This is a genomic window from Paenibacillus sp. 7541, assembly GCF_002276395.1.
GTDB lineage: Bacteria > Bacillota > Bacilli > Paenibacillales > Paenibacillaceae > Paenibacillus_AQ > Paenibacillus_AQ campinasensis.
Window position 1 is genome coordinate 39,214 of record NZ_NQLZ01000046.1, and the last position, 13,667, is coordinate 52,880.

Annotated in this window: 9 protein-coding genes and 1 pseudogene; 9 read left to right on the forward strand and 1 reads right to left on the reverse strand. The window is 52.7% G+C overall.

The genetic code is table 11. From position 1 onward, the window contains the following. Window positions 1-30: 30 nt before the first annotated feature. Window positions 31-900 carry a helix-turn-helix transcriptional regulator gene (locus tag CHH75_RS22770; protein WP_095264538.1) on the reverse strand — a complete coding sequence of 290 codons (870 nt, stop codon included), beginning with the start codon at window positions 898-900 and terminating at the stop codon, window positions 31-33. 158 nt (window positions 901-1,058) lie between these two features. Between CHH75_RS22770 and CHH75_RS22775 the strand changes: the two genes are divergently transcribed. From CHH75_RS22775 to CHH75_RS22820, 9 genes and pseudogenes are all read left to right on the forward strand, one after another. Beyond that, window positions 1,059-2,462, forward strand: a complete 1,404-nt coding sequence (locus CHH75_RS22775) for an MATE family efflux transporter (RefSeq protein WP_095264539.1) — start codon at window positions 1,059-1,061, stop codon at window positions 2,460-2,462. 178 nt (window positions 2,463-2,640) lie between these two features. Next, a complete protein-coding gene (locus CHH75_RS22780) occupies window positions 2,641-3,633 on the forward strand; it encodes a LacI family DNA-binding transcriptional regulator (protein WP_095264540.1) in 993 nt (330 codons plus the stop codon). 173 nt (window positions 3,634-3,806) lie between these two features. Beyond that, a complete protein-coding gene (locus CHH75_RS22785) occupies window positions 3,807-5,303 on the forward strand; it encodes a glycoside hydrolase family 32 protein (RefSeq protein ID WP_095264541.1) in 1,497 nt (498 codons plus the stop codon). Then, window positions 5,300-6,721 (forward strand): sucrose-specific PTS transporter subunit IIBC, encoded by a 1,422-nt coding sequence (locus tag CHH75_RS22790; protein WP_095264542.1) that lies wholly within the window; start codon window positions 5,300-5,302, stop codon window positions 6,719-6,721. The genes CHH75_RS22785 and CHH75_RS22790 overlap by 4 nt, the downstream gene beginning before the upstream one ends. Before the next feature lie 276 nt (window positions 6,722-6,997). After that, the gene (locus CHH75_RS22795; protein ID WP_095399229.1) at window positions 6,998-7,537 is read left to right on the forward strand and encodes an RNA polymerase sigma factor; all 540 of its coding nucleotides are present in this window, start codon (window positions 6,998-7,000) and stop codon (window positions 7,535-7,537) included. Further along, on the forward strand, window positions 7,527-8,372 hold the full coding sequence (locus CHH75_RS22800; protein ID WP_095399230.1) for a hypothetical protein: 846 nt from the start codon (window positions 7,527-7,529) through the stop codon (window positions 8,370-8,372). Before CHH75_RS22795 ends, CHH75_RS22800 begins: the two co-directional genes overlap by 11 nt. A gap of 96 nt (window positions 8,373-8,468) precedes the next feature. Next, window positions 8,469-9,113: a hypothetical protein gene (locus CHH75_RS22805; RefSeq protein ID WP_095399231.1), complete on the forward strand. Its 645-nt coding sequence runs from the start codon at window positions 8,469-8,471 to the stop codon at window positions 9,111-9,113. Between the two features lie 1,190 nt (window positions 9,114-10,303). Further along, window positions 10,304-11,491: pseudogene (locus tag CHH75_RS25425) on the forward strand (right-handed parallel beta-helix repeat-containing protein); the annotation flags it as partial. Between the two features lie 420 nt (window positions 11,492-11,911). Further along, window positions 11,912-13,126: an asparaginase gene (locus CHH75_RS22820; RefSeq protein ID WP_095264547.1), complete on the forward strand. Its 1,215-nt coding sequence runs from the start codon at window positions 11,912-11,914 to the stop codon at window positions 13,124-13,126. Window positions 13,127-13,667: the final 541 nt, after the last annotated feature.

Genomic DNA, 13,667 nt, shown 5'->3' on the forward strand with positions numbered 1-13,667 from the left:
TTTTTTTGTAGGATTATTTAGCCGAACGCATTATTTCATAAAGAAACGCTGTCGATACTGGCGCGGGGAAATCCCTTCGATCTTGGCAAAAGAGGATGTAAAGTAGGCCGCGTGATTGAAGCCGACCTCTTCCGCAACACGGCTGATGCTCATGTCGGTTTGCAGCAGCAGCATTTTCGCCTGTTCGATCCGGTAGCGCTGCAAATATTCGACAGGGGAGCAGCCGAATTCCTTCTGCATGCATCTGGCGATATAGACCGGGTGAAAATTGATGCTGTCCCCGAGCCTCTGAGCTTTGAAGTCCTCCCGGTAATGCTGGCGCAAATAAGCGGCAGCCTTCTCCGCGCAGGCCGATGAAGGAGAGGCGGCGGGCGTGTCAAGCGCCGCGGCCAGCTGCTCGATCAGCTCCTGAAAAACGACCTGCTGCCGCCACAGCGACTTCGGCTGATGGCCATGCTGGGCGAGCGAGGACAGTGCGGCCAGCAGTTCCAGCGCTTTCGCAGGCTGGGGCAGGGTGCCGAACAGCGGGATTTTGATCGTGAAATAGTTAGGCGTCATTGCCTTGAGCTCCGTAATCTCTTCCTTCCTTAGGAGTGTGCCGGACTCGTCCGCGCTCCACTCGCCTGAAGTTTGAAAGTGGAGCCAGTAATAATCGGTATCCACCACACATCCTCGGGTCCCGTAATGGTGGGTATCCGGCCGCAAAATAAGAAACATGCCCGGCTTGATCTCATACGGACGGCCATTCTCGGTGACGTCCAGCTGTCCTCTTCTCACAACAAGAAGATCGAAGATGCCGATGTTGATGCGATTCGGATGTCCGGCTCCGATGGGAGCATGGGTCATCCCGCTATGAATGTATTCCGGAAGCGGGGGAACCCGGAAGTTCAGCAGTGTCATAAAAAGAAAGCCCTTTCGTAAATTCGAGGTTTGAATATTTAAAATTTACGTTCGTAAACTGATATTTTATCTCCAGTATACCATCTATAATGTGTTAAGGCTAAACGCGGTTTGGCCCAAGTCAGACAGAATTGCTCTATACTTCACTGGAGGTTGGAATGTTGGATAAAGATACTAAAAAATTCACGTTATGGGTACTCGCATGGCCCATATTTATTGAGCTGTTCCTGCAGTTTCTGCTGGGGGCAGTTGATACATTGATGGTCAGCCGGATATCGGATGATGCGGTGGCCGTGGTCGGATTCTCCAACCAGCTGTTTCAGGCGATGACGACCCTGTTCGTGACGGTGGCCAGCGGTGCGGGCATCCTGATCGCTCAGAAGCTCGGCTCCCGCAAGTCTGGCGATGCACGAATCATCGCGATTATGGCGGTTAGCTCGACAACGATCATCGGGATTGCATGCAGCGTCGTTCTGTATGTCATGCCCGAATCGATTGCTTCGGTCCTGCAAATGCCGGAGCATCTGCTGCCGCTGGCAGGAACGTATATTTCCATCGTCGGCGGGGGCATGGTACTGGTTGCCATGATGTCCACGCTGAGCACGGTCATTCGCAACACGGGCAATACGCGCGGGCCGATGTATGTGGCGATTGGCATGAACATCATTCATGTGATTATGAACTACGGGTTTATTTTTGGTGCGTTCGGGTTCCCGGAGTGGGGACTGGCGGGTGTGGCGATCTCTACGGTGGCCAGCCGTTTGCTGGCGGTGCTGCTGCTGATATACATGTTCCTGCGGTCGTTTGAATACCGGATCAAATGGCGTGAATTCAAAGTCTTTGATCGCCCGCTGTTCGGCGAAATTCTGAGAATTGGCTGGCCGCTTGGCGTCAATCTGTCCTGCTGGGTGTTCTCGCAGCTGATCATTTACGCCTTCATCGCGACTCTTGGAGCGACTGAACTGGCGGCAAGAACCTATATGAACACGCTGGAGTCGTTCTGCTTCCTGCTTGGCTCCTCGATTGCTATGGCTGCCCAGATTCAGATTGCGCATCTGTACGGGGAAGGCCGCATCCGCGAAGCATACCGGAGTGCTTACCGGGCGCTGGGGTTCGGGCTAATCTATGTCGTCGTGAACGCGTTCATTCTGTATGTGTTCGGCAAACAGCTGCTCGGTCTGTTCTCGAGTGACCCGGCGATTATTGCGCTTGGCGCATCCCTGCTCGGGATGAATCTGATTCTGCAGCCGGGCAAAATGATCAACATGGCGCTTGGCAACTCGCTGAACGCAGTGGGCGACACCCGGTTCACGATGTATATCTCGCTCGGCTCGATGTGGATTGTGGCGACGGTCCTGTCCTATGTGCTGGGCATCCGGCTGGGCTGGGGACTGATCGGCATCTACTCCTGTATGATTGCTGACGAATACTTGCGTGGAGCGCTGTCATATCTTCGTTGGCGCGGTCAGAAGTACTTGCGGAAGGCAGAGAATCCGGACGGAGCTGTTCCGGCAGATGCCGTGAAGAAGCCGGGAGAACCGGTTGCAGCTGCGGGTGTGTAACCTATTAAGCGATGGGACCTGGTCCGGCACGGACGGATCAGGTCCTTGGTTTCCTGCTAACCTGCCTGCATGTTATATTTAGAATGCAAGTGAGGATCGGATGAGTGTGCTGCCTTGCAGATAAGATGTCCCGTCCTTCAGGCAGGACAGGCCTTGGATAAGGTTCACGGAGGATAATATGAAGAATACCATTTCAGATATTGCAAAAATCGCGGGTGTGGCCAAAAGCACGGTGTCGCGCTACTTGAACGGCGGTTCGGTCAGCGAGGCAACCCGGCGGAAAATCGAGCATGTCATCAAGGAAACGGGATATATCCCGAACTCCTTTGCCCAGAGCTTGAAAGCGAAGAAGACCAGCATGATTGGTGCGGTGGTGCCCCGGCTTGATTCCTTCGCTTCATCCCAGACGGTGACCGGCATGGACGAAGCGCTGCGGGAGAGCGGCTACCAGCTGCTTATTATCAACACGAGCCAGGATCTGTCACGGGAGATCGAGGCATTATATGACCTCGCCAGGCAGAAAATATCAGGGATCGTCTTATTTGCTACACAGATCACAACGTCTCACCTGACGGCGATTGAGGAAATCGGAATCCCCGTTATTCTACTCGGTCAACAGCATCAGGATGTCCACAGCATTATTTATGATGATTTCGCGGCGGGATATGATATTGGCCGGTATATTTTAGCCAAAGGGCACCGGGATATCGCATATTTAGGAGTAACCGAGAAGGACGTGGCCGTAGGAGTCCAGCGCAAGCTTGGATTTCAACAGGCGCTCAAGGAGCATGGGGGGGCTTCGGCCGACTTTTATGAGAGCGGGTTTCGAATGTCGGCAGCGGTCGAAGCGGCCTCTGACATTCTGGGCAGCCGTGACCGGCAGCCTTCAGCGATCGTATGCGCAACCGACAACATTGCCCTTGGGGTGATGAAGGCAGCCCATATGCGGGGAATCCGGATTCCGGAGGATATCTCGGTTACAGGCTTCGGGGGTTACGATGTGACAGAAGTCATTCATCCCGGTCTGACCACCATCAAATATGGCTATGCAGCGGCGGGCCGTCTGGCGGCCCGGCATGTCATCAAGCTGGTCCAGGAGGAGCATGTTGATCCGCTTACCGTATTGTCCTATGAATTTATGGAGCGGGAAAGCGTTGACAATCGGAAATAACATCCTTTATACTCTAATCAAACGGAACCGGTTCCAATATGGTGAAACGCCTCTTTGGAACTGTGTTCATTATTTTTACTATTCACTGGAACCGGTTCCAACCAAGGTGTTGTTTTAGCTGTTTCATCGTTGGTGTTTCGTGCCGCCACAACTCATTCAGTAAGGAGAAGGATATGAACAGAGAACAGAAATACCGCCGCCTGGAACAGGCTTCTCCCGAAGAAATATCGGACTTGAGGAAGAAGGTGAGGGATAGCGTCTGGAGGCAGACGTATCACATTCAGCCGATTACCGGCCTATTGAACGACCCGAACGGATTTGCTTATTACGCAGGTGAGTATCACCTGTTCTATCAATGGTTCCCGCTGGGCGCCTACCACGGGCTTAAATATTGGTACCACACGGCATCGAAGGACCTGGTCTTCTGGCGCAATGCCGGCATCGCCATCGAGCCGAAGGAGCCGTATGATCAGTATGGGGCTTATTCAGGAAGCGGCATCGTAAAGGATGACCAGCTGTATCTGATGTACACGGGCAATGCCAGGGACCGGAACTGGAACAGGCGCTCCTATCAGTGCATGGCTGTGATGGATGCGAATGGGACAGTGACCAAGCTGGCCGAGCCGCTCATTGACCATGTGCCGGAGGGGTACACCGAGCACTTTCGCGATCCGAAGGTGTGGAAGGATAAGGATAGGTATCGGTGCGTGATCGGTGCTCAGCGGGTGGACGCTACGGGAACCGCCGTAATGTATGAGTCTCTGGATCTTCTGGAATGGCAGTTCGTCGGGGAGATCCAGACGAAGCTGAAGCATTTTGGCTACATGTGGGAATGTCCGGATTATTTTGAACTGGATGGTCAGGGAGTCCTGCTGTTCTGTCCGCAGGGCATTGCGCCAGAAGGAGAACAGTTCAGAAATATTTATCAATCCGGCTACCTGACCGGTCAGCCGCTGGACCGGGAGACGCTGGTGTTTGAGCATGGCGCCTTTCAGGAGTTGGACAGGGGCTTTGATTTCTATGCGCCGCAGACCATGGTGGATGAACGAGGACGCCGTATCCTCGTCGGCTGGTTGGGGCAGGCGGAGATCGGTTATCCGACGGATGCGCATGGCTGGGCACATTGCCTGACCATTCCGAGAACGCTGGAGCTTCGAGGCGGCAAGCTAGTGCAACAGCCGGTTGAGGAGCTGGGTAAGCTGAGAAGAGAGCAGCGTGAGGTTCAGGACACTATAACCAATGAGAAAAAGTCTTATGCAGGTGTCAGCGGCACTGCATTTGAGCTTATCGGCGAGTTCGATGAGATCGATGCGGAAGCAGTAGGAATCGAATTCCGGGCGGCGGGGGCGGAGCGGACCGTCATTCATTATGACACGGTCCGGCGAACGTTAACGCTTGACCGTTCGGAGGCCGGGGCGATGATTGACAGCACGCACGGCTCGACCCGCTCATGCAGGCTGGAGGCGAAGCGCCTCAAGCTCCATCTGTTTGTGGACACCTCCTCGGTGGAACTGTTTGTGAATGATGGGGAAGAGGTGTTTACAAGCCGGATCTTTCCACATCCGGACAGTACAGAAATTCGCTTTTTTGCCAATAACGGCAGTGCCCGTCTGAAGGTCGTCCAATGGGACGTGGCGCGGGCCGTAAATGATATGGAAGGGAATGAATGAGCATGGCAGCAAGCAACCAGGAGATTGCTAAACAGGTCATTGAAGCCATCGGCGGCAGGGAGAATATCGCCTCCTTCGCGCATTGTGCAACCCGGCTTCGCATTATGGTTCACGATCAGCAGAAGATCGACCAGAAGAAGGTTGAGAATATCGACAAGGTAAAAGGGGCTTTTTTCAACGCCGGTCAGTATCAGATCATCTTCGGTACCGGTACCGTCAATCAAATCTTTGAAGCTGTGGAGAAACTCGGGCTGGAGAGCACCAGTACCGAAGAGCTGAAATCCGAGGCCAAAAAATCAGGCAACGTGCTTCAGCGCGCGATCCGCACGTTTGGTGACGTGTTCGTCCCGATCATTCCGGTATTGGTGGCGACGGGGCTGTTCATGGGACTTCGAGGGCTGCTGACCCAGGAGACGGTGCTCGCCTGGTTCGGGATGGCGCCGGACGATATTTCGGCTAACTTTCTCATGTTCACCCAGGTGCTGACGGACACGGCATTTGCGTTTTTGCCTGCCCTGGTGGCCTGGTCAACTTTCAGAGTGTTCGGGGGCAGCCCGGTGCTGGGCATCGTGCTTGGCCTGATGCTTGTCAATCCGGCCTTGCCCAATGCCTACAACGTAGCCAACGGGTCTGAAGAAGCACTGATCATGTTCGGTTTTATCCCGGTGGTTGGCTATCAGGGGTCGGTATTGCCCGCGTTCTTCATGGGGCTGCTCGGAGCGAAGTTCGAACGCTTCCTAAGAAAGCGCATTCCTGATGCGATCGATTTGATTATTACTCCGTTTGTCACATTACTGGTCATGATCCTGCTCGGTCTGTTCGCGATCGGTCCGATCTTCCATTCGCTTGAAGATGTCATTCTGAGTGCGATCATCTACCTCCTTGATCTTCCGTTTGGTATCGCGGGACTGTTGATCGGCTTCTTTAATCAGATCATTGTTGTAACGGGAGTTCATCATATCTTTAATTTCCTGGAAATCCAGCTGCTGGAGCAGACAGGGCGCAATCCGTTTAATGCCATTGTCACCAGTGCTATGGCGGCACAGGGCGCAGCTTGTCTGGCTGTCGGCATGAAAACGAGAAACAAGAAGCTGAAAGCATTATCTCTGCCGTCCTCGTTCTCCGCATTTCTCGGCATATCGGAGCCTGCGATATTCGGGGTGAATCTGCGCTATGTAAAGCCGTTCATTATGGGGCTCATCGGCGGAGGCATCGGGGGCTTCATGGCCTCGATCTTCAACCTGGCGGCGACCGGCATGGCGATTACGGTGATTCCAGGCACACTGCTGTATCTGAACAGCCAGCTGCCGATTTACATCCTATGCAATCTGACCGCGATGGCGGTGGCCTTTGTCCTTACCTGGATGTTCGGCTTTAATGATAAAATGATGGATGAAGTAAAGACAGAGTCGAAATAACGAGCGTGAAATAGCCTATGAGCAAGCATGTGCAAGGCGTCTTCGCCGGGTCTACCACCCGGGAGAAGGCGCCTTTTTGTTGTTGGCAGCCGTTCCGCGCTGCTGCAGGCAGGGGGCACATGACAAGGAGCTCGTGCTGCTAGATCGCGGGGGCTGCTTTTCACCAGCCATTTTTTGCATGGCCCCCACAATATGAGAAAATAAAATAAATTAAAACTTTTCGTTTCCATGCCGGGTATTGTAAGTGATTGGCCAATTGGAAAGGAGGCAGCACGGTTGGAACACGACCTTATCGTACGATTACAACAGGAATACAGTGATGAGTTGTTTGAACAGCTATACCGGCTGTATGCGGATCGTGCGATCCGTACGGCAGCAGCGATTACCGGCAGTGCGGCGAGCGCCGCGGATGTTGTGCAGGAGACGTTTATCCGGGTATACCGCAATTTGGGCTCCTATGATCTGGACAGACCGTTTGAGCCTTGGTTTTATCGGATTCTCTATAATGAGTGCAATCGTTATTTAAAGAAGCAGGCCAGAATGGTGCCCTCGGAAATTTCGGAGGAAAAGGATCTTCCTTCGGAGACGGACACTTACGAGTTTGATCGCCACGGCGAGGTGTATGAAATGGTTCAGCAGCTGGATGACAAGCATCGCATTCCCGTCATCCTGAAATACTTGAATGACCTGGCGGAGAAGGATATCGCCGAGCTGATGGATCTGAATGTGAACACGGTGAAGTCAAGGCTGTTTCAGGCGAGGAAGAAGCTGAAGGAATGGGTATTGAATAGAGGAGGGGAGTTTCATGGCTCGTGAACACATTGACAAGCAGCTGAAAGACGATTTGGAAAAAGGGACAGAGGATGCCCTTCGCTACAAAGAGGAAATTTGGACAGCGATCAAGGGACGCATTGAAGAAGAGCGGATGGATGGTCAGGCGAATAGCAAGGAGTCGGCCGTTCCCGGCTCGAAGGAGCCAACATTCAGAGCACGCGGAACACGGAGGGGCCGCGGACGCTCCCGTGCTGGCAAACGTGCAGGACTCCTTCTGCTGACGACGGCGGTGGCGGCGTCCATATGGGTCGGTCTGAATTTTCAGAGCGCGCCGGTCCAGGCGTGGTTCGATCAGGTGAAGGCGTGGTTCGCTCCTCAGAAGGAGGTGCAGCAGGAAATAGAAGGAATGCCGGAGAGCAGCGAGAATTCGCTGTATGAAGGGGCAAACAGTGACTATGTCGTCTACATTGACGAAAGCTGGTTCCAGATGATTCATGGAGACGGGATAGACCGGATCGAGCCGAAGGAGAAGCCGGAGGATGATCGCTATCCGGAAGTGTACATGGAGATCAGCCAGCGGAATGAAGCCCCTCAAGCTGTGGCTGAGCAGCTTCAGGCTGAGCTCAAGGATTATCCTAAACTGGAGGCTCAATCGATTGAAGAGCCTGTCCAGGGATGGGAAGTGCGCGCCATTGGCGGCAGCGGCGGACAGGAATGGGATGATCCGGTGATCCGTTACTATGTGTTTGATAACGAGCAGGGAGGCAGCTTCATCGTGAAGCAGCATTATTTCCTTGAAGCTTCGGAAGGTTACGGAGCGAGATTTTATCATATGATGAAGGAGTTTTATATTACGGGTTCAGCGCCGCCACAGTAACCAAGGTAAATGTCGGAGAGTATCAGAGTAAATGAGTGAACATTGACAGGGAACGTGTTACGATAAAACAAGGTGAATGGAAGGGAGCATAACCATATGAACAGACGAATTGGAATTGGGATTGTGATCGCCATGATCGGCGCATTGGTATTGGGTGGCTGCAGCGGGGAAGGCAAAGCGCCTGCTGAAGAGGTTGGAGGTCCAGGAGGCGAGCAGGGAATCGATATCACGCTGCCAGAGTCGGAGCGTGGGGAAGTCGATGATCCGGCAGTGGCGGAGCCGGAGGACGGAGCTGACGATAACGGTCCAGCAAAGGAAGGCAACTCGGAAGGAAGCGATAAGGAAACAGCGGGAACGGAGGACGCCGGGACACCTGTGCCGGAGAATTCAAATGATGATGCCGGCATGTACACAGCCGATTCGCTGAAGGAGCAGCCGATTCTGGGCAAGCCAGCAGCTGAAATTCAAGCGATGTTCGGTGAACCGTCGGCTGTTGAGAAGCTTCCGGGCTTCACAGCATGGAGATATGACTTTGCGGAGGAAGGGTACCGGTTTGATTCCGAGGTGAACGCTGTAGATATCGAGGGCCTGACGAGCGGACAGATGCGGGCTCAGCTCATGGTCATGCTCGACGGGGATGTGGCCAAGGAGTTTTATGTGCATCATGTCGTCGAAGACCAGATCATGACCTACTGGAAGACCGAAGAGAATGCAATGGAGTACCCAGCCGGGGCGGATTAACCGCCCCTTTTTTTTATTTCGCTAAGCCTCACCGAAAAGATTCCATACCTCTTTGGACCAGCTCGGTAGACGAAGCGCAGAAGGGGATTTGGGACGTAAAGTTGCTGCTCACAGTTCCTGAACGGCTTAAAATTTAGAATATCTAAGATAATGATTATTGTGGTTATCCTGGTATTTATGTAAATTTAAGGGGCGCTTTCATCGATAACATGAAGTAATGATACTCGGTAGGAAGAGGTGAGCGTGCAATATTATAAGTTCGGGAGGATGATGATGGTATGCTGATGCTAAAGACAGAAGGTAACCCCCCTTGTCCAAGAACAAGGAAAAGGCCGAAAGTGACGATGCTGTCCCTGCTATTGTGTTTGTTGTTGCTAATTCAGACGGGATCCTGGACTGCCTTTGGCTCGACGAATTATGTAAGCGCTGACATTCTCTACGCAGTGCAGGACGATTTCGATTCCGAACCTGTCGGACAGCCGCCAAGCGGCTATATCGTCTCTCCAAGCCCTTCCACCGCCCACAATCAAGTGACGGTAGCAGCTGCTCCCCAGCGCAGCGGTCACGCGCTTTACATCGAGGATCGCTCTTCTTCTGCTCAAACTCAGCTCATTCGCCAACTGGAACAGCCGCTCACAGGCATGGTAACCGTACAATTTGATTGGTACCACGAAGGAAACGCGCGTGCTAGCTCGCTTCGTCCGATGAAGATTTTCTCCTCTGCTTCCGAGTCCTCTTCAACTACGATCGTCGAAATTCAGACCCGTGACGGCGGACGGCATCTAGCCCAAACCGTTAACGGTACACATCATCTGCTTGTTACCGACTTTGCCCCGGACACATGGTACCGCTTCAATATCGTGATGAATACCGATACTAAAAAGGTTGATACGTACGTTAACGGTGAGCTGAAGCTGGAACAGGCTAACTTTGCTTCGACCTCCGCAGCTCAGGTGCAGCGCCTGAAGATCTATTCCCAGAACAGTCCGACAATCGGTCAATACATCGATAATCTGTACGTGTATAGCGGCAGCAATCCAGGCACAGATCCGGGGCCGGGACCAAGCCCAGGCACCCCCGATCCGGGAACAGATCCAGGTACAGGTCCAGACCCAGACCCTGGCAGTCCTGATCCGGGCACGAATCCTAACCCGGGTCATCCACAGGATCCCGGTCCGGCACCAGAGCCTGCAGAAGGCGATCTTATTGTGGCACCGAACGGACAGGAGGGTAACCCCGGCACCCTGAATCAACCGACCACGCTGACATCCGCCATTACGCGCATTCAGCCCGGACGGACCATCTATATGCGCGGCGGCACCTATGCCTTCAGCGAGACGGTGTTGATCGAGCGTGGCAACAACGGACTGGAAGGAGCGCGTAAACGCATTGTAGGCTACAACGGTGAAAAGCCTGTTCTGGACTTCTCAGCCCAAGCGTTCGATCCGATGAACCGCGGTCTCCAGATTAACGGCCACTATTGGCATGTTCAAGGAATTGAGGTTAAGGAGGCCGGGGATAACGGCATATTTATCGGTGGCAATTACAATCGAATCGAAAATGTGGAAACCCATCATAACAAAGACACCGGTCTGCAAATTTCCCGCTATTCTTCTTCCGCCACACGCGACGAGTGGCCTAGTTACAACGAAATTATTAATGTTTACTCCCATAACAACTATGACCCGGACGACGGAGAGGACGCCGACGGTTTTGCGGCCAAGCTGACATCCGGTCCAGGCAACGTGTTCGACGGGTGCATTGCCGCCTATAATGTCGATGACGGTTGGGACCTTTACACCAAGAGTGACACCGGTGCCATCTACCCTGTCATTATCCGCAACAGCATCGCATACAACAACGGTTCGACCGAAGGCGGCCATTCCACCTCCAACAGCGACGGTAACGGGTTCAAGCTGGGCGGCTCGAATATTCCAGTCAACCATATTGTCGAGAACAATATGGCGTTTGGCAACAAGAAGCATGGATTCACCTACAACAGCAACCCGGGTTCGATTACGATGACCAACAATACGAGCTGGAATAACGGGACCCGATCAGGCAGCAATTTCGCTTTTGACAGAGGCACGCATCTGTTCGCGAATAACCTATCGTTCGAAGCCTCGTCAAGCGACAAGTACGCGACCAGCACGGATATCGACGGTTCCAACCTGTGGTGGCACAATACGAAAGGCAGTCAGAATGCCAAAAACCTGAAGGTAACCGCATCGGATTTTATCAGCCTGATCCCAACGGTCAGCCGCGATGCTAACGGCGCTCCCGTCATTGGCGGCTTCCTGCAGCTGACCGGCAGCAGCAGCCTGAAAGGTGCAGGAACGCCGGCAGGGACAGATATTGGAGCACGCTTCCCGAGATAGCGGGATGCAAGTCGGGGTCCTTCCCATATTATGACGATCGAAGAACATAACGTACACCACCGGAGAGTGCCACTCATTTGTGAAACTGGGTGCTCCCGGTGGTGTTTTTGTAACATGAGGTGGCTTGTGTGTGTCTCAAGCTCGCGATCCCCATAGCGCCCTCCGCATTTATGTAATGTTTTATAACATAATGGTTCGGTAGATAAACTAAGATTACTGGGAATGACATTGCCAACTTTTTCTTATATATACTCAAAAACGAATGAAAATAATGGGATATCTCTAATATTCTTAATTTGAAAGCGGATTCCCTTGTCGATGTCAAGTTTGTCATAATAACTGACGTTAAATACAATGAATTTACATTCATACCGGTTTTCGCGTAATAAAAACTTACATAACATCAAGGAGTGAGCGTACATGAAGAAAAGCACAAAACATCCTCTGGCCGTATGGAGCACGGCAGCCTTGGCGGCATTGATGATCTCGGTGTCCCCTGTTGGGGCTTACACGGCACAGGCCGCAACCGTAACGGAAGTGAAGGGAACAGCAACCGTAGTAGCGCCTCCGGCACCAGCAGGCCCGGTTCGGAATACGACCATTCCTCCGCTATTGGATGCCTTCAAGCAGTCCCAGCGTCCAAACGTGCTCGTCATTGGCACCGGCGGAACGATTGCGGGGCAATCGACGGATGCTACCAGTTTCCAGACCTACAGGGCGGGTACGCTGGCGATTGAAGACATGGTGAATGAGCTTCCGGACAAGGATAAAATGGCGGACGTCAGCACGCTCCAATTCGGCAACGCTGGATCAGGCTCCTATACGTTTAATGACCTGTACGACTTATCGTTGACGGTTGACAAAGCGCTCGAAGTGTATGACAGCGTAGTGGTCACGACAGGCACGGACACGATGGAGGAGATCGCGTATTTCCTGGATCTCACCGTTCAGAGCGACAAACCGGTAGTTATTACAGGCGCCATGAGACCATGGACGGTGGTGGGCTCCGATGCCCAGGCCAATCTGTACAACGCGATCAAGCTGGCTGCCAGCGGACGGACAGAATCGTTCGGAACGGTGCTCATGCTGAATGACACGATTCATCCTGCTCGCGGTGTGACGAAAACCGATGCTAACCGTATGGACACTTTCCAGACTCCAATGCTGGGTGCTATCGGATATGTTGATGAGAAGACCATCCGCATCTATCGCGCTCCAAAACGTGTGACACTCCCTGAGGGAGAAGGTAAACCGGTCTTCGACTTGTCGAAAATCTCCAAAGAGGATCTGGCCAAGGTGGAGATCGCCGTTTCCTATCAGGAAGCTGGCGGCGGCGCGATTCGAGGCTTTGTAGCTGACGGAGCACAAGGTATCGTAACCGCTGGAACCGGTGCAGGCGGCATCTCGCGAGACATGAGTGCAGCCCGCAGGGAAGCCATTGAGAAGGGCGTTATCTTCGTATCGACGACGCGCACCGGATCGGGCAGTGTGTACAGCAGCGGTGAAGGGATTATCTCTGGTGATAATCTGAGCCCTCAGCAGGCACGGGTACTGCTTCTGCTCTCGCTTTCCTTCACTAAGGATTTCGATACCATCAAAGGTTGGTTTGAAACTTACGGGACACCGGAAGTTTGATTCATACATTGGTTGTGGATACTTGCTTAATGATCTAATTGTAGTTCCTTCCTCTTATTCCTATATATTGTTGCCGCCAGGGCTGCCCTGGCGGTCTTTTTTTCTTGCCCATTGCCTATCGTCATTACTTATTGTCATTACCGGTTGTCCATTACCCATCGCCCGTTAACCGCCGTTCGTTGCAATTGCTCTTTGCCCAGTACCCGTTGTTCGTTGCTGTTCGCCCGTTCCAATCACCTGTCCCAACTATCTGTGGCTCATCACTCGTTGTTCGTTACTCTTGCCCTATACTCTGTTGTGACATCTTTTCATGATTATCCCTTTTGTTCAGGGTTAAGGGGGGGATGCGAAGAGGACGAGAGGGCGTGAGGAGCCTAGAGAACAGGGGCATTTAAGGGAGCAAGTAAGGGAGCAAGTAAGGACAGATTGATATAAAGGATTGCAGGAAAATAATAGATAACAAATTGGCGGTTTTCGTTGAAAACAGAACGTATGTTTGGTATAATATAGGAGAAAACGAACATATGTACGTGAATTTCGA

What these genes read in the sequence shown, in the direction of transcription:
- CHH75_RS22770 (WP_095264538.1), bottom strand. Translation starts at nt 900, where the DNA reads ATGACACTGCTGAACTTCCGGGTTCCCCCGCTTCCGGAATACATTCAT.
- CHH75_RS22775 (WP_095264539.1), top strand. Translation starts at nt 1,059, where the DNA reads ATGTTGGATAAAGATACTAAAAAATTCACGTTATGGGTACTCGCATGG.
- CHH75_RS22805 (WP_095399231.1), top strand. Translation starts at nt 8,469, where the DNA reads ATGAACAGACGAATTGGAATTGGGATTGTGATCGCCATGATCGGCGCA.
- CHH75_RS22800 (WP_095399230.1), top strand. Translation starts at nt 7,527, where the DNA reads ATGGCTCGTGAACACATTGACAAGCAGCTGAAAGACGATTTGGAAAAA.
- CHH75_RS22780 (WP_095264540.1), top strand. Translation starts at nt 2,641, where the DNA reads ATGAAGAATACCATTTCAGATATTGCAAAAATCGCGGGTGTGGCCAAA.
- CHH75_RS22785 (WP_095264541.1), top strand. Translation starts at nt 3,807, where the DNA reads ATGAACAGAGAACAGAAATACCGCCGCCTGGAACAGGCTTCTCCCGAA.
- CHH75_RS22820 (WP_095264547.1), top strand. Translation starts at nt 11,912, where the DNA reads ATGAAGAAAAGCACAAAACATCCTCTGGCCGTATGGAGCACGGCAGCC.
- CHH75_RS22790 (WP_095264542.1), top strand. Translation starts at nt 5,300, where the DNA reads ATGAGCATGGCAGCAAGCAACCAGGAGATTGCTAAACAGGTCATTGAA.